Source organism: Sphaerospermopsis sp. LEGE 08334 (genome assembly GCF_015207205.1).
Lineage (GTDB): Bacteria > Cyanobacteriota > Cyanobacteriia > Cyanobacteriales > Nostocaceae > Sphaerospermopsis.
In genome coordinates, this window is record NZ_JADEXH010000025.1 from 38494 (window position 1) to 59616 (window position 21123).

The 21123-nt window shown below is 38.7% G+C and carries 19 protein-coding genes; 9 read left to right on the forward strand and 10 right to left on the reverse strand.

Annotated elements, in window-relative coordinates; translation table 11 throughout:
- Nucleotides 1-9 precede the first annotated feature (9 nt).
- Nucleotides 10-1116, reverse strand: coding sequence for a septal ring lytic transglycosylase RlpA family protein (locus IQ237_RS15065; protein WP_194056511.1), 1107 nt, complete (start codon nt 1114-1116; stop codon nt 10-12).
- An 827-nt stretch (nt 1117-1943) separates the two neighbouring features.
- Between IQ237_RS15065 and glsA the strand changes: the two genes are divergently transcribed.
- From glsA to lysS, 8 genes are all read left to right on the forward strand, one after another.
- Nucleotides 1944-2912, forward strand: coding sequence for a glutaminase A (glsA, locus tag IQ237_RS15070; RefSeq protein WP_375539907.1), 969 nt, complete (start codon nt 1944-1946; stop codon nt 2910-2912).
- Between the two features lie 149 nt (nt 2913-3061).
- Nucleotides 3062-5077 (forward strand): family 10 glycosylhydrolase, encoded by a 2016-nt coding sequence (locus tag IQ237_RS15075; RefSeq protein ID WP_194056515.1) that lies wholly within the window; start codon nt 3062-3064, stop codon nt 5075-5077.
- A gap of 187 nt (nt 5078-5264) precedes the next feature.
- The gene (locus IQ237_RS15080) at nt 5265-6050 is read left to right on the forward strand and encodes an Rpn family recombination-promoting nuclease/putative transposase (RefSeq protein ID WP_194056517.1); all 786 of its coding nucleotides are present in this window, start codon (nt 5265-5267) and stop codon (nt 6048-6050) included.
- Between the two features lie 113 nt (nt 6051-6163).
- Complete coding sequence (locus tag IQ237_RS15085; RefSeq protein WP_194056519.1) at nt 6164-6391, forward strand: hypothetical protein; 228 nt, start codon at nt 6164-6166, stop codon at nt 6389-6391.
- An 87-nt stretch (nt 6392-6478) separates the two neighbouring features.
- A complete protein-coding gene (locus tag IQ237_RS15090; RefSeq protein ID WP_194056521.1) occupies nt 6479-10642 on the forward strand; it encodes a pentapeptide repeat-containing protein in 4164 nt (1387 codons plus the stop codon).
- A gap of 174 nt (nt 10643-10816) precedes the next feature.
- Nucleotides 10817-11641 carry a TlyA family RNA methyltransferase gene (locus tag IQ237_RS15095; protein ID WP_194056593.1) on the forward strand — a complete coding sequence of 275 codons (825 nt, stop codon included), beginning with the start codon at nt 10817-10819 and terminating at the stop codon, nt 11639-11641.
- Nucleotides 11631-12053: a DUF29 domain-containing protein gene (locus IQ237_RS15100; protein ID WP_194056523.1), complete on the forward strand. Its 423-nt coding sequence runs from the start codon at nt 11631-11633 to the stop codon at nt 12051-12053. The genes IQ237_RS15095 and IQ237_RS15100 overlap by 11 nt, the downstream gene beginning before the upstream one ends.
- Before the next feature lie 112 nt (nt 12054-12165).
- A complete protein-coding gene (gene lysS / locus IQ237_RS15105; RefSeq protein ID WP_194056525.1) occupies nt 12166-13743 on the forward strand; it encodes a lysine--tRNA ligase in 1578 nt (525 codons plus the stop codon).
- Nucleotides 13744-13777: 34 nt separating this feature from the next.
- Here the strand turns inward: lysS and IQ237_RS15110 are convergent, their stop codons facing one another.
- The 8 genes from IQ237_RS15110 to IQ237_RS15145 all read right to left on the reverse strand — a co-directional run bounded on the left by IQ237_RS15110 (nt 13778) and on the right by IQ237_RS15145 (nt 20225).
- Nucleotides 13778-14227 (reverse strand): DUF29 domain-containing protein, encoded by a 450-nt coding sequence (locus IQ237_RS15110; protein WP_194056527.1) that lies wholly within the window; start codon nt 14225-14227, stop codon nt 13778-13780.
- 205 nt (nt 14228-14432) lie between these two features.
- Nucleotides 14433-15017 carry a Uma2 family endonuclease gene (locus IQ237_RS15115; protein ID WP_194056529.1) on the reverse strand — a complete coding sequence of 195 codons (585 nt, stop codon included), beginning with the start codon at nt 15015-15017 and terminating at the stop codon, nt 14433-14435.
- A 93-nt stretch (nt 15018-15110) separates the two neighbouring features.
- Nucleotides 15111-16220, reverse strand: a complete 1110-nt coding sequence (gene proB, locus IQ237_RS15120) for a glutamate 5-kinase (RefSeq protein ID WP_194056531.1) — start codon at nt 16218-16220, stop codon at nt 15111-15113.
- A gap of 235 nt (nt 16221-16455) precedes the next feature.
- A complete protein-coding gene (locus IQ237_RS15125; RefSeq protein WP_194056533.1) occupies nt 16456-16998 on the reverse strand; it encodes a YqeG family HAD IIIA-type phosphatase in 543 nt (180 codons plus the stop codon).
- Between the two features lie 368 nt (nt 16999-17366).
- Complete coding sequence (locus IQ237_RS15130) at nt 17367-17939, reverse strand: DUF3727 domain-containing protein (protein ID WP_194056535.1); 573 nt, start codon at nt 17937-17939, stop codon at nt 17367-17369.
- Nucleotides 17940-18070: 131 nt separating this feature from the next.
- Complete coding sequence (gene ruvX, locus IQ237_RS15135) at nt 18071-18547, reverse strand: Holliday junction resolvase RuvX (protein ID WP_194056537.1); 477 nt, start codon at nt 18545-18547, stop codon at nt 18071-18073.
- Nucleotide 18548: 1 nt separating this feature from the next.
- Nucleotides 18549-19790: a GNAT family N-acetyltransferase gene (locus IQ237_RS15140; RefSeq protein WP_194056539.1), complete on the reverse strand. Its 1242-nt coding sequence runs from the start codon at nt 19788-19790 to the stop codon at nt 18549-18551.
- A 234-nt stretch (nt 19791-20024) separates the two neighbouring features.
- A complete protein-coding gene (locus IQ237_RS15145; protein ID WP_194056541.1) occupies nt 20025-20225 on the reverse strand; it encodes a hypothetical protein in 201 nt (66 codons plus the stop codon).
- Nucleotides 20226-20316: 91 nt separating this feature from the next.
- On the opposite strand from IQ237_RS15145, the gene IQ237_RS15150 reads away from it, so the two are divergent.
- Nucleotides 20317-20487: an alpha/beta hydrolase gene (locus IQ237_RS15150; protein ID WP_228020321.1), complete on the forward strand. Its 171-nt coding sequence runs from the start codon at nt 20317-20319 to the stop codon at nt 20485-20487.
- Here IQ237_RS15150 and IQ237_RS15155 read toward each other — a convergent pair.
- Nucleotides 20466-21044 carry a hypothetical protein gene (locus tag IQ237_RS15155; protein WP_194056543.1) on the reverse strand — a complete coding sequence of 193 codons (579 nt, stop codon included), beginning with the start codon at nt 21042-21044 and terminating at the stop codon, nt 20466-20468. The genes IQ237_RS15150 and IQ237_RS15155 overlap by 22 nt on opposite strands.
- Between the last annotated feature and the right edge of the window lie 79 nt (nt 21045-21123).

Here is a 21123-nt window from a genome sequence, read left to right on the forward strand (position 1 = left end):
GGAAGGGTGTTATCTTCCCAACACCTCAATACGAACGGGAGCAAGTCCACTGCTCATCATTCCTAATATCCGGGCTGCACCCAGAGAAAGGTCAATAACTCGACCACCGATGTATGGACCACGATCATTAATTCGCACAATTACAGACTTACCATTCCGGGTGTTAGTCACACGAACTTTTGTTCCCATAGGTAAACTACGATGGGCTGCTGTCATTCCTTCGGGATTATATCTCTCACCATTGGCAGTTTTCCTACCTGCCCAATCATAACCGTACCAAGAAGCTATACCCTGGAAGTTGAGTTTGATGCGACCTGCTACTTGTTGCGGTAGCTTGGGCATGGAAATGGTGGTACGTGGTGGTAAGTTGGCAATTTCGCTGATGGGAGATGCTTGGCCTATGAGTCTCCGCAGGCGATTGGTTGCTTGTAAGGCATCTTGTGCTAGATTATTTGTAGTATCTGCTAGTTGGGTGGATTCATTGATTTCCACCAATTCTTTACCGTTGATTTTGATGGTGTAGCTATCAGGTTGCTGTTGAACAGACGAGCTTTTGTCTTGGGCTTTGTTATTATTGACTGGAGATTTTTCCCCTGTTTTCCAGCTGACGATAATTTTGCTTGCGTCTGCATCCTCCCGCATCAACTGGTTGATTTTGGAGGCTACTAAACTGGCTCTGTGTACTGGGTCATCGGCAATAATGGAGCTAGGAGATTTGCTCACATCCATCACACTTCCTACACTGGCTACCTTAGCTGAGTTACTGGCGGCGGGGATATAAGATTTAACGCCTTGGCTATTTCCAATTGTTCCCACTTTTGTTTCCGCACTCTTGACTGGGTTAGAACCCAGAAAGGTAAGAACGGGAATATTTCGGATGTAAAGGGTTGCCGCTTGACGACCTTCAACGCTGTGAGGATGAATTTGTGTGTTCACAGCATCTAAGGTATTTTCCTGTGTCGGGGATTGGTACTCTCCCACTTTCACTGCATCAGCTACGGCAGATGCTTGGGTAGTTGGAGAGTTTCCCGTGGTGGTTTGAGTACGCCCCACTGCGGGTACACCCAAAACAGAGAGAAACACAGCGACAGTAGTCCACAAATGTCTTTGATTCATGCGTCCGATTTTAAAGCGACTCTAGAACTTAAGTTTTTTAATTCGTGGGTTTTTTACCTGTGTTGGTAATAGACCCGAAAACTCAAACTCGTTCCGCTTTCACTTTTTGTTTATAACTGCAACAGAGTAACATGAACTTTTGGGCTTGGGGATCAGGGTTTTAGCGTAAGTCTTGCGCTGGTTCTCCCAATTCTTCTTGGGTTTTATCGGTCAAAACCTTTTGTAAATCAGGTTTTTGGATTTGTAACATTTTTTTTCGGGATATGAATAATTTTTTAGGAGAACAAAATATTAGGCTGATGTTAAACGATGGTGCTAATACCTTGATTGCTTGATTTCTAATATTGAGGGTTGAGTAATATATTTAACTCAAAATAAATTTTATTTTTAGTAAATATTTATTTAATTTTATTTAATATGATTTTCTTTTTACGTATTTACACTTAAATAAGTCTTTTATGAATTTGAGGTAATTTCCCAGAGAATAGTAATTAATTAACGGATTTTTTAGAAAACAAATAATATGAGCATTTCTAAATAAAACAAAATTTTGATTAAATTTGTATTTAAAAATACAAAAAGTTTAAATTTATTTGCCCAAAACAAATCTATTTAAAATTTATTTATCTAAGTTATTTATCTAAGTAAATATACTCTTGCCAAAATGCAGTTAATAGCAGTAAGTATTTTTCAACATCAAAAAAAAGTAATGATGACAGAATAAAAGAAGGGTTGTCCGCTTGTCAGTTGAATTTTTAAAGTATAAATAATTACTTTTATTACTGACAACAACTTTAGCCATCAACTATAATAGTCATTAGCAAGTTATCAGCCTTATGGCAAACTCACAAGATCAAGAAACAGGTTCATCACCATTTTTAGAAGTTCTCAAAGATTTGCATTCCCAGTACAAATCACTGCAAGAGGGTACAGTAGCAAACTACATTCCCGAACTAGCAAAAGTAAACCCCAACTTATTTAGCATCTGTATTGCTACTGTAGATGGTCAGATTTATGAAGTTGGTGATTATCAACAGCTATTTACTATCCAGTCGATTTCCAAGGTGTTTATTTATGGACAAGCTTTAGAAGATCATGGACGGGATTATGTGTTAACTAGGGTAGGAGTAGAACCGACTGGAGACGCATTTAACGCGATTATTCTTGATGAACAATCAAAGCGACCCTATAACCCGATGGTAAACGCAGGAGCTATAGCCACTACCAGTTTAATTAAAGGTAATGGAGCGACAGAACGCCTTAATCGCTTATTAGAAATGTATAGGCGTTATATTGGACGAGATGTATTTGTAGATATTTCGGTATTTACTTCCGAACGCAGTACAGGACACCGCAACCGAGCTACTGCCCATCTTATGCTAAATTTTGGCATGATTGACCAAAATATTGAAGAAGCACTAGATTTATATTTTCAACAATGTTCTGTGATGGTAAATTGTCGGGATTTAGCTGTGATGGCTGCTACTCTTGCTAATAAAGGAATTAACCCGATTACTAAAGAAAAAGCGGTAGATAGTTGTTACATCAAAGATATATTGAGTGTGATGTATACCTGTGGGATGTATAACTTTGCAGGTGAATGGGCGTATAAAGTAGGAATCCCGGCGAAAAGCGGCGTTTCTGGGGGAATTCTCGCCGTTGTTCCTGGGCAGATGGGAATTGGAGTGTTTTCACCTCTCCTAGATGGGCTGGCTAACAGTGTGCGGGGGGTGAAGGTGTGTGAGGAACTGTCTCAACGCTTGGGGTTACATCTATTTGAGTGTAAAGGAATGTGATTGGGGATGCAATTTTGGATTTTGGATTTTGGATTTTGGATTGTTTTTGTTATCTCCAATCTAAAATCTAAAATCTAAAATTCTCCTGACTACTGCTCCTGACTTCTGTTGCTAAATTAACAGTGGATGTTATCTACAAAAAATCAACAATGATATCTAATACTGCATCATTTCCCGATATTCAAAATCATTGGGCGCGGTTATTTATTCAGGCTTTAGCCCAACGGCGAATTTTAAATGGCTATCCTGACGGTAGTTTTCGCCCGAATAGCCCTGTTACTCGTGCTGAGTTTGCAGCGATTATAGCTTCTGTACTGACAACAACCAAAAAACGGGATTATGTACCTTTTGGAGATGTACCTGTTACACTTTGGGCTAATAGTGCAATTAGAAAAGTTTACGAAACTGGATTTTTGGTTGGCTACCCTGATCGGACTTTTCGCCCTAATGATAGTATTTCCAGGGGTGATGTTTTAGTTGCGATGGTGAATGGTTTGGGAATTGCTAGTCAAGTCCAACCTGATTTGGTGAGTAAATTAGGAGAAATCTATGAAGATGCGGCGACAATTCCTAACTATGCTATCAATCAGGTGGCGATCGCCTCTAGTGTTGGTTGGGTAGTGAGTTATCCAAATATCAAATTACTCAATCCCAGGATGGCTGCGACTCGTGCTGATGTGGCTGTGATGGTATATCAGGCTTTGGTATATCTGGGAAGGGCGGAAAAAATTGCTTCTGAATATATAGTAGTACCACCATTGTCTGGAAACCAACCCAGGACTGTGAGGGTAAGTCATAACCGGGAGTTTCGGGGTGCTTGGATCACAACTGTGTGGAATAGTGACTGGCCTTCTAAACCAGGGTTGAGTGTTGAACAGCAGAAAACGGAATTACTGCAAATTATTCAACAATTACAATCTTTAAATTTTAACGCCTTAATTTTACAGGTGCGTCCAGAAGGAGATGCTTTATATGCTTCTAGTTTAGAACCTTGGAGTGCTTGGATTACGGGAACTCAGGGAAAAGCACCAGAACCATTTTATGATCCTTTAGAATTTGCGATCGCTGAATGTCGTAAACGCAATATTGAAGTTCATGCTTGGTTCAATCCTTACCGTGCCAAAACTACTACCCGCAGTGGTTCTAATGTCCGTCCCCATATAGCTATAACTAATCCCGAAGTTGTGTATCAATGGGGTAATCAATTATGGATGGACCCTGGTGCAAAAATAGTTCAAGATCGAGCTTACAATGTCATTATTGATGTTCTCAACCGTTACGATGTAGATGGCATTCATCTTGATGATTACTTTTACCCCTATCCTATATCTGGTCAATCTTTCCCTGATCATAAAACTTATGCAGCTTATCAAGCAAATGGGGGTAAACTCAGCTTAGGAGATTGGCGAAGGGAAAACGTTAATCAAATGGTATTGCGTTTATCGGAAGGAATTAAAAAAACTAAATCTCATGTTAAATTTGGGATTAGTCCTTTTGGGATTTATCGCCCTGGACAACCACCAGGAATTGTGGGTTTAGATCCCTATAATGCCCTTTATGCTGATTCTAGAAAATGGTTGCAGGAAGGTTGGATAGATTATTTAGCACCGCAACTTTATTGGCGGACTGATCAAACACAACAAAGTTATGAAGTCTTGTTGAAATGGTGGACTCAAGTCAATACTAAACAGCGACATATTTACGCCGGAAACAACATTTCCAAACTAGATGGTAAAGCTTGGAAAAATTCAGAAATTGAAAAACAAATTCTCATTTCTCGGAACTTAGCTAAAAATTTGTCCTTGGGAAATATATTTTTTAGTATGAATGCTATCAAAGAAAATCTCCAAGGTATTGCTGATCAATTTAAACAGGTTTATTATTCTCGTCCGTCCATAATTCCTACTATGTCATGGCAAAGTCAAAATCCCCCTTCTCCTCCCAAAGAAATTAAATTTCAAAATGGTAGATTAAATTGGCAAAGAGGTGATGATAAACCGGTGCGTTCTTGGACTCTTTACCGTCAAAGTGGAGATAATTGGATAATTCAGAGAATTTTGTCTGCTGGTACTACTTTTGCCACTGTACAACCAGGAACTTATGCAGTGTGTGCGGTGGATAGGTTGGGTAATGAAAGTGTGGGTGTGATAATTACTGTAACTTAATCTGAGGAAGGCAGATGATTATGGCGATCGCACTTTGGCAATTTTGTCCAGGTGCGTTTTTTAACTTCTGTCTGAATCAGGATGTCCAGGATTTGAGGATTTACAGGATGTTTATTCAGTATAGTTAGTCATGATAAAATGAGAAAAGGGCGGTAAAATACCGCCCAAAAATATTAATATCAAATTAATGAAAACAGATACCATATTTTACCGCTTATTTCAAGAAATACCAAGTATTTTTTTTGAACTCATAGGTGAATCTCCCGAACTAGCTGAAAATTATGAGTTTTCCTCCATTGAAGTCAAACAAACAGCTTTTAGAATAGATGGAGTCTTCTTACCTCAAGAAACTACAGAAAATCCCATCTATTTCCTAGAAGTGCAATTTCAGCCAGATGAAGACCTTTATAGCAGACTATTTTCGGAAATATTCTTATATTTACGCCAAAATAAACCCAAATGTGGATGGAAAGGAGTAGTAATATATCCTAGTCGTGCTGTAGATGAAGGTAATATTCAGGACTATGAAGAATTTTTTCTGAGTCAACGAGTGAGAGTAATTTATTTAGATGAAATTGAAGAAACAACATCATTACCCATTGGGATTGCTACAATTAAATTAATCATTACTAATGAAACACAAGCCGTCACTCAAGCTAGGGAATTAATTAATCGTACCAAACAAGAGGTTAAGTCTCAACCCAAACAACAACAAATATTAGAAATCATCGAGACAATTTTAATTTACAAATTTCCAAGAATGAAGAGGGAGGAAATAGAATCAATGTTTGGACTAAGTGATTTAAAACAAACTAGATTTTATCAAGAAGCTAAAGAAGAAGGAGAACTCAAAGCTAAATTAGAAGCTGTTCCTGGGTTGGTAGGATTAGGTTTGAGTCAAGAACAAATTGCTCAAGTTTTGAATTTAAGTATTGAGGAAGTGAAGAACATTGTCGAGAAAATGTCAAGGTGATAGGTGATAGTTAATTGATGGAATTTTAGATCGCACTTTGGCAATTTTGGCAAGGTGCGTTTTTTAACTTCTGTCTGAATCAGGATGTCCAGGATTTAAGGATTTACAGGATTTTGATGTTTATGGTGATGGCGATCGCACTTTGGCAATTTTGGCAAGGTGCATTTTTTAACTTCTGTCTGAATCAGGATGTCCAGGATTTAAGGATTTACAGGATTTTGATGTTTATGGTGATGGCGATCGCACTTTGGCAATTTTGTCCAGGTGCGTTTTTTAACTTCTGTCTGAATCAGGATGTCCAGGATTTGAGGATTTACAGGATTTTGAACTTTCCTATGTAACAGATAGTAAATTGACAAACCAATATACTTGGTGGTATAAAAGTAATAACACACAAATAGTTTTATACATTTTACACAAAATTATCTATGTTTATCATTGATGATGTTATTGGGGCGTTAGTTGAAGAAGCAGTAGGAAAAGCATTAGAGAAATTAGACCAAAGTGAAACTCGATTACGACTGTTAAATAAATTCGGCTTAAAACAGGATGTTCCACCCAATGACTTTGATGGCGTTTATGTTTACACCTTGATTGAATATGGGGTAGGTAAACCAAAGGTTATTTTACAGTTATTGAAAGAAACAGAAATTAAACAAGAATTTCAACAAGCTTTTAGCCAAAATAAAAATTTTAATTTCCAAAAGTTAGAAGCTTATATTAATAGTTTTGCTATTGGTGATAAAATTAAACAACAAAATATTGATTATCAGCGAGAAATAGCAGAATTTGCCAGATTATTTATTGAAATTGCCAAACGAGCCAGAACAGCAACAGAAATTTTACAAGATCATAAATTCGATAATTTACAACGTAGTTTAAATCAAATTCGGGAACAAGTAAACCAACTCAGTTTACCATCAATTCAAGATCAAATTCAAAACCTTACACAAAGTTATCAACAATTATTGCCACCTGCGGAAACAATAAGAGAAACAGAATTATGTAAACAATTAAAAACCTGGTTTGAAACACTGGGTTATAAATTTGAAAAACACGAAGTTTTAGAACCAGAACATTTTGAATTGATTATTAATATTCCCAAACGACGAGGATATGATAGGATTTTTATTCGCGGAGTGGAAGCAGAAGCAAGTATTCATGATGTCAATGCAATTAAAGAAGCTGTAGAAACTCACAAAACAGATGAAGGTTGGGTTGTTGCACCGCGCAGAGTTAGTAAATTAGCCAGAACTGAAGTTAAAGAAAATCAACAAATTTTCTGTTATACCTTTGATGAATTAATCGAAGCTGATGCGGATTTTAGTGGTTATTTCGATTGGTTAGAGAATGAAGTTAAAAGCAGAGGAATTGATAAATATTATGTTCCCTTAGCTTGTAGAAAAGAAGAAATTAACCCTAGAAATAAACAGCGAATAGGTGTGAGTCACTATGGTAAAGAAGATGGATGGATTGAACGTTATATTAATGAATGGTTATCTGATCCTGCTAAACAACATTTATCAATTTTAGGGGAATTTGGCACAGGTAAAACTTGGTTTGCTTTCCATTATGCTTGGGTAGCATTACAAAAATATCGCCAAGCAAAACAAGAAGGTGCAACTATTCCCCGGATTCCTTTATTAATTCCATTAAGAGATTATGCTAAAGCAGTAAGTATTGAATCTCTTTTTTCAGAGTTCTTTTTCCGTAAACATGAAATTGGTTTACCTGGATATTCTGCATTTGAACAGCTAAACCGCATGGGGAAATTATTATTAATTTTTGATGGTTTTGATGAAATGGCCGCACGGGTAGACCGTCAAGCGATGATTAATAATTTCTGGCAATTAGCACAAGTTGTAGGAACAGAAGGAACAAAAGCAATTTTAACTTGTCGCACTGAACATTTCCCAGAAGCATTAGAAGGAAGGAGACTTTTAAGCGCGGAATTACAAGCATCTACTAAAAAATTAACTGGTGAAACACCCCAATTTGAAGTTTTAGAATTAGAGAAATTTGATGATGAACAAATCCAACAAGTTCTCAGTTTTAAAGCTCAACCTGAAACCGTTGAAGCTGTAATTAATAATAAAAAATTATTAGACTTAGCACGTCGTCCGGTGATGATTGATTTAATTATGGAAGCATTACCGGATATTGAAGCTGGTAAACCTGTGGATATTTCCCGTGTTTATCTCTATGCAGTGCGGCAAAAAATGGCACGGGATATTAAAGCTGACCGCACTTTTACCTCAATGGCAGATAAATTATATTTCCTGTGTGAATTATCTTGGGAAATGCTGTCAAATGATAAAATGACTCTGAATTATAAAGAATTTCCCGATTTAATTCGGAATTATTTTGGCGAAAAAGTCCAAGAACAAAAAGATTTAGATCATTGGCATTATGACATGATGGGGCAAACCATGTTAATTAGAAATGCTGATGGTGACTATTATCCTGCCCATCGGTCATTATTAGAGTTTTTTGTTGCTTATAAATTGGGACGAGAATTAGGAATTTTAGCAGAGGATTTTCAGGAAGTTGTAGAGGTTCTTCCTTACGACCAGGAGAAAATAGATTTAAGTCAAACTTTCGGGAAAACACTGTTAGCCAAAGCTGTCTTAGATTTAATGTTTCCCATGTTGTCAACAACAGCAAATCAACGTTTATTAGCAGAGGTCAAAGCCACCAAGGGTAAAACTGAAACAATCGCAGGTTACTCTGGTAGTAATGCGGTGCAGTTGCTACTCAAAGGGAGTCGCTTTGCTTTAGAAAAACAGGATTTGAGTGAGACAGTTCTACCAGGTGTAAATTTTGGTTTGGCTAGTTTGGATAATGTCAACCTGACTGGAGCAAATTTAACAGATGCTGTTTTTGCTAAGGCATTAGGATCAGTTGATTCCCTTGCTTATAGTCCAGATGGGGAATACCTTGCTACAGGAGACAGTGATGGTAGAGTCCAAATTTGGAATGCTTTAACAGGACGGGAATTATTGACATTGGTAGGTCATAGCAGTGCAGTTGCATCAGTAGCCTGGTGTGGAGATGGTCTAACCTTGGCTAGTGGTAGTGGTGATAATACGGTGAAACTGTGGGATGTCCAGTCTGGGGACTGTGTGCGAACCCTAGAGGGTCATCGTAGAGGGGTTTCGTCAGTAGCCTGGAGTGGTCTGACCTTAGCTAGTGGTAGTGATGATAATACGGTGAAACTGTGGGATGTCCAGTCTGGGGACTGTGTGCGAACCCTAGAGGGTCATCGCAGTAGGGTGAGGTCAGTAGCCTGGAGTGGAGATGGTCTGACCTTGGCTAGTGGTAGTGTTGATAACACGGTGAAACTGTGGGATGTCCAATCTGGGGACTGTGTGCGAACCCTAGAGGGTCATCGCTATTGGGTGAAGTCAGTAGCCTGGAGTGCAGATGGTCTGACCTTAGCTAGTAGTGATGATGATACGGTGAAACTGTGGGATGTGCAGACAGGGGACTGTGTGCGAACCCTAGAGGGTCATAGCAATGGGGTTAAGTCAGTAGCCTGGAGTAGTCTGACCTTGGCTAGTAGTAGTGATGATAATACGGTGAAACTGTGGGATGTGCAGACTGGAGACTGTGTGCGGACGCTACAGGGTCATCGCAATTGGGTTAACTCAGTAGCCTGGAGTGGGCTGACCTTGGCTAGTGGTAGTGAAAATAATACGCTGAAACTGTGGGATGTCCAGACTGGGGACTGTGTGCGAACCCTAGAGGGTCATCGCTATTGGGTGAGGTCAGTAGCCTGGAGTGCAGATGGTCTGACCTTAGCTAGTGGTAGTGGTGATCAAACGGTGAAACTCTGGGATGTCCAGTCTGGGGACTGTGTGCGGACGCTACAGGGTCATCGCAGTTGGGTTTGGTCAGTAGCCTGGAGTGGAGATGGTCTGACCTTGGCTAGTGGTAGTGGTGATCAAACGGTGAAACTGTGGGATGTTCAGTCTGGGGACTGTGTGCGAACCCTAGAGGGTCATCGCAGTAGGGTGAGGTCAGTAGCCTGGAGTGGAGATGGTCTGACCTTGGCTAGTGGTAGTGATGATAATACGGTGAAACTGTGGGATGTGCAGACAGGGGATTGTGTGCGGACTCTAGAGGGTCATCGCAATGGGGTTAATTCAGTGGACTGGAGTGGAGATGGTCTGACCTTGGCTAGTGGTAGTGATCATACTGTGAAACTGTGGAATGTGCAGACAGGGGACTGTGTGCGAACCCTAGAAGGTCATAGCAATTGGGTGAGGTCAGTAGCATGGAGTGGTGATGCCCAGACCTTGGCTAGTAGTAGTGATGATAATACGGTGAAACTGTGGGATGTACAGTCTGGGGACTGTGTGCGAACCCTAGAAGGTCATAGCAGTGCGGTTTGGTCAGTAGCCTGGAGTGGAGATGGTCTGACCTTGGCTAGTGGTAGTGTTGATAATACGGTGAAACTGTGGGATGTCCAGTCTGGGAAATGTATCGCTACCTTTGACCATAGGTTATATGCAGGGTTGAAAATCAAGGGGGTGAAGGGGTTAAGCCGGGCGGAAATATTAACTTTGAAAGCATTGGGCGCGGTAGAGTAGGATGACAGTACACAAAGGTGAAAACTCATTAAATATCCCCAACTACTTTTATTACCCTTTTCATTTACTACCAACATTATCTTACAAATCAGGGATCTGAATATCATCCTGTAAATCCTTAAATCCTGGTTATCCTGATTCTGACAAATAAAATTCCTAAATTTTTAGTAATTGATAATGAAACAAAGACTAGATACACTATTAGTAGATTTGGGTTTATGTCCTTCCCGTCAACAAGCACAAAGATTAATTCAAGCTGGGGAAGTAATGGTAAATCAAACAGTAATTGATAAACCAGGAACAGAAGTAGATACAACCGCAGAAATTCAAGTTAAAGAACGTCCACCTTTTGTTTCTCGCGGTGGTGAAAAACTTGCAAAAGCATTAAAAATATTTGGTATTTCTGCAAATCAAAGAATCTGTTTAGATGGGGGAATTTCCACTGGTGGTTTTACAGATTGTTTATTACAAAATGGTGCAGAAAAGGTTTATGGAATTGATGTAGGATATGGACAAGTTGACTGGAAAATTAGAAATGATGAACGAGTAATTTTAAAAGAACGTACCAATTTACGGGAATTACAACCAGAACAATTATATATAGATAATGCCCCATTTCCAGATTTATCTGTTGTAGATGTTTCCTTTATTTCTTTAACCAAAGTTTTACCAGCAATTTGGCGTTTAACCCAAGCACCAAGGGAAGCAGTTTTATTAGTTAAACCACAGTTTGAAGTTGGTAAAAATCGTGTGGGTAAAAAAGGTGTAGTTCGTGATCCAAAAGATCATGCAGATGCGATTTTTCAAGTTTTACAAACAGCGTTAGAATTAGGATGGCAATATCAGGGTTTGACTTTTTCTCCCATTACTGGACCTGCGGGAAATATTGAATATTTGTTATGGTTAGGAATGGAAAGTGAAACATCAGCACTGGAGTTAACAACTATTCAAGAAATTACTAGAAACGCTGTACAGGAGTTAACAAAAAATGAACAGTAATTATCAATTGTGGTTAGATGCAACCATTGAAAATTTAAAACATCGTGATTTTGATAACTTAGATATTGATTTATTAATAGAAGAAATTGAAGAAATGGGTGGCAGTTTAAAAGATGCTTTAGAAAATAATCTCATTGTGATTTTAGCCCATCTTTTAAAATGGAAATATCAACCGGAAAAACGTTCTGGAAGTTGGCGAGGAAGTATCAAAGAACATCGCCGCCGGATTAATAAATCTATACAAAAACATCCCAGCTTAAAAAATTATTATGAGAGTATTTTTTTAGAATGTTACTCTCCTGCGGTAGATTGGGCAATAGAAGAAACAGGATTATCACCGGATATTTTCCCAGAGAAATGTCCTTTTACTTCTGAAGAAGTCTTAGACAATGACTTCTTACCAAATCCTTAATCATGCTCGTAATGGCGCTTCAGCGCAAAAATACCAACAACATCACCAAAAAATCATCCATAACCAACCCATAGAGTTAAAATAGGGAAATTGTCAAAATATAGAAAATCAAATGTTTTGGGCTGATAAAATCGCTGCTGATGCACAAGGTTTCCAGGTAGTTAATGATTCTAAAACTCCTTCAGGACGGGTCCACGTCGGATCATTGCGGGGTGTGGTTATCCATGATGTTATTTACCGTGCCTTGAAACACGCAGGTAAGCCCGTAAAATTCATGTACGGTGTGGATGACTACGATGCACTAGATACCGTTCCCAAATATTTAGACAAGGCAAAATTTAAGCCTTATTTGGGTTTTCCTCTGTGTAATGTACCTTCTCCTGGTGAGGGTGCGAGTGATTATGCTAAATATTTCATTGGCGAATTTTTTGAAATTTTCGAGTATTTAGGAATTAAACCAGAAACTTATTTTTTACGTGATTTATATCGTTCTGGTAAACTTAATTCCCACATTGACACTTTCTTAAAAAATGCTCACTTGGTAAGAGAAGCATATAAAGAAGTGAGTAAAGGCGATCGCCCAAATAACTGGTATCCTTTTCAAGTTATTTGTGAAAATTGCGGGAAAATCGCCACAACTGTAACCACAGATTATAACGGTTCAGAAGTTTTTTACACTTGTAAAGAAGATGCAACTAATTATGTCAAAGGTTGTGGTCATTCTGGTTGGGTTTCTCCTTTTAATGGTAATGGTAAATTACCCTGGAAAGTAGAATGGGTTGCTAAGTGGGATGTTTTAGGTGTAACTATTGAAATGGCAGGAAAAGACCACTCTCAAAAAGGTGGTTCTAGAGATGTTGCTAATGCTATTTCTCGCAAAGTTTTAGATAAACAACCGCCTTTTCATTCACCCTATGAATTTATTCTTGTCAATGGTACAAAAATGAGTTCATCTAAAGGCGTGGGTTCGAGTGCGCGGGAAATTGCGGATTTATTACCACCTGAGTTATTACGGTTTTTAATGTTAAGAACTCAGCCAAAAACTGTAATTAATTTCTCTCCCAACTATGAAACAGTTACTCGGTTATTTAGAGATTACGATACTTTAATTAGTAAGTATCAAGATAATTCTGAATTGACTGAGGAATTAATGTCTTTATTTTATGCCCAATTGGGTGAGGAAATTAAACCTTTCCAACCTTTTGATTACAGTACCTTAATTTCTCTTTTGCAAGTTCCCCGTTTAAATATTCAGGATGAGGTTGTACAAAGAACTGCAAATCCTTTAACTGAATATGATCAATTTATTGTCAATCAAAGAATTAATTCTGCTCAAAAGTGGTTGCAAGACTACGCGGATGAGGAAGAAAAGTTAGTTTTGTATTTGGAACAAGTTCCCGAAAAAGCTAATACTTTAACCCCAGAACAGGTTAGTTATGTACAGAAATTAGCAGAGAATTTAGAGAATGCTGCTAACTGGGAAGCGGAAGCATTGCAAACTGTGATTTTTACAACTACTAAGGAATTACAAATTCCTCCTGCGAATGCTTTTAAAGCTTTATATTTGGCGTTTTTAAATAAAGAACGTGGTCCAAAAGCTGGTGGTTTGTTCTCTTATTTAGAGAAGTCTTTTGTGATTTCTAGGTTGCAAGAAGTTGTGAATTTGAATCAGTCAAAATCTGAAGTTTAATTTCTTGTTCCCTGTCTCTGACAGGGAATACAGTTTATGGTAAAAATTCCATATCCAGAATTTGAGTCATAGTGTAAGGTAAATCTGCTGGAAAGGTATTTTGAGAAATTCCTGTTTCGTTACTTGCTAGTTTTTTGCCTCTGCGGTAACACTCAGCTAATACTTCTTCTAAATAAGGATTAAGACTAGGACTATCTTGCAATAAATCTTCAATGCGGTTGCGTTGTTCTGTTATTGTATTTTGCCAAGATCCACTTCGCAAACTAGGCTGATATTGCCATTTTAGCAACTGCTGTAACAATACCTCCAATCGGCTTTTCAACTCTCGTTTATCTGACCTTCCCAAACTTTCAATCTCCTCAACAACCGCTTCCCAATCTACTCTATCCCATTTTCCAGCGCGGATTAATTCAGCCGTTTGTTGTGTCCATGCTAGAAAATCAGTATCATACAAACGGGTTGCTGTTTTGGGAATAGAAACCATGATGTTTTTCTCCTAGTCTCTTTTAATGTTAGCAGAAGGCAGAGCCTTCTTGATTGCATTCCCAGGTAGAACCTGGGAACGAGGAATGAACGAGGATAAATATTTTTTCCTCTGTGTACTCTGTGTCTCTGCGGTATGCCTGACGGCACGCTACGCAAACTTTCTTAAAAATTGGCGGTAATTTAGCAGTGGAATAGGAGTAAATTCAAATTCCTTGACGAAATTCTCTAATCGCTTCCAAGGGTGAAGATAATAAAATACAACGATTCAATAAAGATAAATCTAACTCTGGTAACAACTCACTATTATTAACTTTCTCATATTCTTGTTCTCGCAAACAATAAACCTCAAGTGTGCCATCTTCCCAAAACCAAACTTCGGGAACTTGCATTAATTTGTATTTCTGTAATTTGATGGGACTACCGCTAGTAATCACTACTTCTATACACAAATCTGGTCTATCTTTATCTGTCCCCAAACAATAAGATAAGTCGGCTTGATAATCAACTATACCAGGAATAATTTGGTTAAAACTTCCACTAGGGAAAAATTCAATTTCTTTTTCTAGAAAATACTGTCCTAGCAACAAACCTATTAAAGAGGTTATAAATTCATGTGCTTTACCTATACCCACAATTTCTAAAACTCCCTCACAATAAAATAAACGCACCCCTGGCACATTTTCAAAACCCTTTTGAATTGCTTGAAATCTTTCCCAACTCACTCCCCGACGATAAAAACGTTGTTCCTCTTCTGGTAAACCAATAGAATTTTCTAAAGCTTGAGTCATAATTTTTTTCACTTTCCCTAGTGACAATTTTAATTATATCAAATTTAGATCCCCCCAACCCCCCTTTTTAAGGGGGGCTAAGATTTATTGATATTACGTTAAAACCAAATTATCTCGATGAATGACTGTTTCTGCACCTGCATAACCTAAAATTCCTTCGATGTCTCTTGAATGACAACCACGAATTTTTAGTAATTCTGCGCTGTTATAATTCACTAATCCTCTGGCAATTTCGTTACCGTTAATATCACATAACTGTACTGCTTCTTGGTTATCAAATTCCCCTTCTACTATTTTAATTCCTGCTGGTAATAAGGATTTTCCCGCTTGAGAAATAGCTGTAATTGCGCCATCATCTAAATATAATTTTCCTGTGGGAACTAAACCATAAGCTATCCAGCGTTTTCTGGCTGATGTTGGTTCTGGTTGGGGTGCAAAGTGTGTTCCTATGGGTTCTCCGGTGATGATTTTTTCAATGTTGTGGGGAAAACGCCCTTGGGTTATTACTGTTCTCACTCCCGCAGCGATCGCAATTCTCGCTGCTGATATTTTTGTTACCATTCCCCCAGTTCCCCACTGTGAACCCTGTCCCCCAGTTTTTATCTGTAATTCTGCCAATTCCTTCATATTACTAATTAAAGAAATGGGTTTAGCATCGGGGACTGTACGGGGATCTGCTGAATATAATCTATCAACGTCTGTCAGTAAAAATAACCAATCTGCCTCAACTAAGCTGGCTACTAAGGCGGAAAGGGTGTCATTATCACCAAATTTTAATTCTTCTATGGCTACGGTATCATTTTCATTGACTATGGGAATTACTCCCAGTCCTAGCAATTCCTGAAAAGTATTATAAACGTTAAGATAGCGGCTACGTTGTACTAAGTCTGCTCTCGTTAATAATACTTGGGCTATTGGTTGTTGTAATGTAGTAAACAAATCGTCATAAATACGCATTAAGCGACCTTGCCCAACTGCTGCTACTGCTTGTTTAAGGGCGATCGCCTTGGGACGTTCTGTTAAACCCAGACGCGCACAACCAACACCTACCGCACCAGAGGACACTAAAATCACATTATGCCCCTGCTGTCTTAAATTACACAGGGTTTCCGTTAAGGTGGCAATGGTGGAAAGTGCTAACTGTCCTGTTTCTGGTTGTGTCAGGCTAGAAGTACCGATTTTAACAACAATTGTTTTAGGCATGGGGCATTAGTCATTTATTTTTCCACTATCAACTATCAACTATCAACACCTAAAAAATTGTACAGCGCCAATCCCTCTATCGTGAAAGCTGACGCTGTACGGATTTAAAGTTATTTGTAATCGGCTAGGGTCTTTATTTGCTTGACCCCATGTTATTAATACCTATAATCTCCGATTTTTTGGAAAATTAAGTATTTCTTTAGTATTTCTTTAGATTTACTTTTTTATTGATTTATCAATCTTTGTTAATTTTTGTGTACTTGGGAGAAATAGAAGCGCCAAGTATTTCTGATACCCAAACTTCAAAGTTGCGAATGGGATGGGAACGGAGAACAGTATCAGCGTGAACAATAGGTTCAACTAAAATCGTAAACATTCCTAAGCGATTACCTGCTATGACATCAGTAAATAGGCGATCGCCTACCATACCTACTTGATGTACAGGTAAATTCATTCCTTGTAATGCGGCTCTAATTTTACGACGTGAGGGTTTAGCCGCACCCAGGTAATAGGGTATATTCAGAGAACGGGCAATACTACCAATTCGGGATTCACTGAGATTATTGCTCACTAACCAAAGAGCCGCATAATCACGCATTTCTGCTACCCATTGTTCTAGTTCCGGGGAAGCGGCGCTGGCAGTAATGGGTACTAGAGTATCATCAACATCCAAAACCAGCCCTTTGAGTCCATATTGTTGGATGATATCTGGCGTGAGTGTCAAAACTGAACCTTCTAAAATCAAATCTGGTTGTAAAATATTGTTCCAAGTCTTCATAATTCGTAATTCATACATGAGGTGACAGGTGACAGGTGCTACGCCACGGTGACAGGTGACTGGGCATTATACAGCAGATTTCATTATTATGAGGTACAAACCCTAATTATGAAACTCTTGTGGGGTGGGCATACTTCGACAAGCTCAGTACAAGTCTTGCCCGCCAATCGTGTACCTCATTACAAAGGAAAGTGCTGTATTTTGGATTATGGATTATGGATGATTTGTCTTAACTTCAATCTAAAATCTAAAATCTAAAATCTAAAATCTAAAATTTCCCTGCCTCCTCAACTCCTGACTCCAGTAATAAAATTCCATTGCCAATCAAAATTAGACTAGCAATGGAAACATTAAATTTCAGTTGTCAATTATTCAACCTGATCAAACAGATGTTCTTCTAAAAGCGGTTGAACTTTACGAAATTCTTCAGGAGAGAGTAATTCCGGCTTACCTGACTTGGTGATGCGGGCAAAAAATAGCAGGGGATCAAGGGGCGTATAAACAGCATACTCCTGATCTTGATGATAGAAACTAGCCAGTAGCTGTAGTTGTTCCGGTTCTAAATCTGTTCCTTCATCTTCGATTTCTAAGGTGAAGATTTCTGATTCTTCTACTGGTGGTAATTCACCCAATACAGTCAAAGCATAAGCAGTATTTTTAATAGTCAGATTTTGCTCAGAAAGAACTGCTTGAGCGGTACTAAAAATCTCATCAATTAAATCGTCATCTTCTACCAAAATGGCTTCTTCTTCCTCACCATCACCTTGCCAAGCAAAAATTTCTATGGGTGAGTCAACAGGTAGAAGTAAAACATATTCTTGTCCATCGACTGACAGGGAATGCTCAACATAACATTCGAGCGATCGCCCTTTTTCGTCAGTCAAAGTGATAGCAGCAGCGTCAGCACGATCATTTTCTTCAGAAAATTCAGATGAATACATAGTCACATTATCTAAACTTATCAATACTCAAATCTATGAAATTCATTTAACTGTTTTATGACAGCCAATGTCAACCAAAAAGCTGAATATACAGTTGAGTAATATTTTTTAGAATATCATGTTCAAAGGTATTAATCATCAACAAATGCTACCGATCTGTTGGAGTTACTGCGTCTAGCATCCAGCCACTGTTGTAAAATTAAAGCTGCGGCTTTCCGGTCAATCAAACCCTTATGACGTGATGGCGAGCGATTTTCTGCAATCAGCATTTGTTCCGCTTGAAAAGAAGTTAATCGCTCATCCACATATTCCACAGGTAGTTGCACAGCTTTAGCCAACCTCTTAGCAAATTTCTGGACTTGTCGAGCTTGAAAACCTAAAGAGCCATCCATTGAATAAGGTAAACCAACTACCATAACTTGTACTTGGCGATCATTCAATATCTGTTGTATTTGCTCCACATCATGTTGAAAGGATCGGCGCTCAATCGTAGTGATACCTGTGGCAATCAAACCAGTACCATCACATCCTGCTAAACCGATGCGTTTGCTACCGACATCCAGCCCCAAAGCGGATATAAAAGATTTTGATTGCGGCTGAAGTATCACTCTAATTATTCTCCTGTTGTGCCTCTGATGATTCAGATTGGCGAGATGTATCCATATTATGAAAATTATGAAATTGTTGACTACCAAAAGCAACAGTTTCTGACTTATTTGCTGCTGTTCGCTCTGAGGTAGGTTGTGGTTTAGGAACCCATGACATACCACCGGGTATGGGTTTACGTGCTGGTTGTAGTCCTTGCAGCACTTCTGTCCACTGAATCCCTTCTAAGGAAACGAATTTGGATTCGCGGATTTTATGCCAAACTGAACGCGACATAATCAAAGTATGTTCAATGCGTTTAGCACCAATTCTTTCTAAATATTCTTCCCGTTCTGGCTGATAATCAGAGGAAGCTAGTTGTAAACCTTTTTGGGGAAAATCCTGAGCAATGCGAGCTAATTGAGACAACAATTCTGGATACAACCAAGTATAAGCCGGGTGAACTGTCAAACTCGCTACATGAGGATTTTCGCTTTTCCGGTCAAGTTGTACCTGAAAATAGCCAATAGCTGCTTTGCGTTGGGGTTCAAACACATAACCACTGACAACTTCGGTTTTTGTCACCCATTGCTTCACTGCATCTGAGAGAACACCAAATAAACTGGTTTTAAAATCATGGGTATGGCGATCAAAAACCTGACGTACCAAAGGCGGCATAGATGCTGTATCTAATTGATATAGCAAGGGTGCATCAGCATTGCTGACTGGTAATAGGTTGGGTAAATCTGGCTCTGTTTGTGCTAATTCTCGCAGTAACTCTGGGCTAATTTCCCAGTAAGTCATTTCTGCCAACCGCTGAAATCCATTTTGTCGATATAGTGCTAGAGCATCAACGTCATTGACATTAATTTCTAGTAGCCAGGTACGAGCTTCTAAAATTGACTCAAAGCAATGCCGTAGCAGTTGTGAACCTACACCCAGCTTGTCAGCAGTACGGTCTAACATTACCCTGTCAATTCGCCAAGTGCTGCGGGTACGGTTAAATGGTGACACTTGAATCATCCCCAGCAGCATCCGTCCTTGCTCTGCTACAAATCCGCAGAAGCGATACTGTAACGGGTTTGGAAACCAACTCAAAAACTTGAGTAACCCAAACCAGTGACGCAGCCATTGCATAGTGAAAAAGCTGCCCTTGGGAGAAAGGTCTGTAAAGGAATCTTGTGTTAGACGTTCAATACCGTCTAGATCCCGATATTGAACAGGACGAATTACGAGGCTGAGATTTCGAGGAAGTAGTGAATTCATTTTGATTCAAGCCGCCATTTAGCCTTTACTAATTGCGATGGGTCAGGTACTGCTGCAATAATAATCTTAACGGCTTTTCACTCTGAAGTTATTGTTCCAAAAGAGTGATTTTATTAACTAAATACCGAAAAAAGAATAAAAAGCAGAAATTGTGATTACACCGTTGGCGTAGACACAATCATATCTGCTTCTATTGTATAAGTTTTTCTGAAAATTCTCTATAATGCTCAGGTTTTATAAACCTTGTCTAGAGGCCAGCTTTTCAAAGTAAGCTTGAGTTTGATGAAGTAGCTGCTGGCGACTATCTTCTTGTGTGTGTTTTAGTGATGGAACCAAGTTGCGAGCTTGGAGTGTCATGTGCAACTGTAGATGTGCCACATATTCACTAATATCTTGGTTTTCTACAACTGCGCCCGTTAATACATTTGATTCCATTGCCACTGTGTTCTCCTTTATCAATGTTGTGCGGTTGTATGACTTGATCACATGATCAAAATATCATACTTGTTTTACTTAGCTGATTGATTTGCAACGAACTGTAATAGTTAGGTATTGGGGACTGGGGAATGGGGAATGGGGACTGGGGACAGAAGGAAGTTTACCAATTACCAATTACCAATTACCAATTACCAATTACCAATTACCAATTACCAATTACCAATTACCAATTACCAATTACCATTTCTCTACCCAATAGATAATTTCTGAGGCTGAACTATCAATAGCGACTCCATAGCTATGACCATGATTCCATTTAAACCCTGGTTTACCTTGGTCTTGTGCCTTGAATACCAAGATTTGATATGTACTGGGAAAGGCTAAATTATCAGATTTACCAGTATAAAAAAATGTTGTGGGTACACCCTGTTTTTGTTTGATATGGTCGTTTGTATCACCCCCCCAATATTTATGCCCTGCAATTTTACTGTAGTGGGAAAGTGATTTTTGAATTTGTTCAGGAGGTCGTTTTAAACGGATTTGAAAAAAATTACTTCCTTGCTTCCAGCCTGGAGAGTAAGCCAGGGAAATGAACTGATCACTACGAGTAATTTCTATGGGGAAATGTTTGATTTGGTTAATATCAGACCATTTGTGATTGCGAATTTCTGAATAGCGTGATACATCAGTAATTATCTGTGCTGTTGCCGTATTGTTGACAGTTTTTGTGAAGAGAAAACTTCCCGCAATTACACTATAACTACCCACAGATAATAAACCTATTGTAGCGATTTTGACTAATAAAGATTGCTGCATTTAGTTGAGTGAATTTAGCTGGTAGATTAATATCCCAACTCATCAAACAACCGTCATGATAATTTTTAATCTATCATCA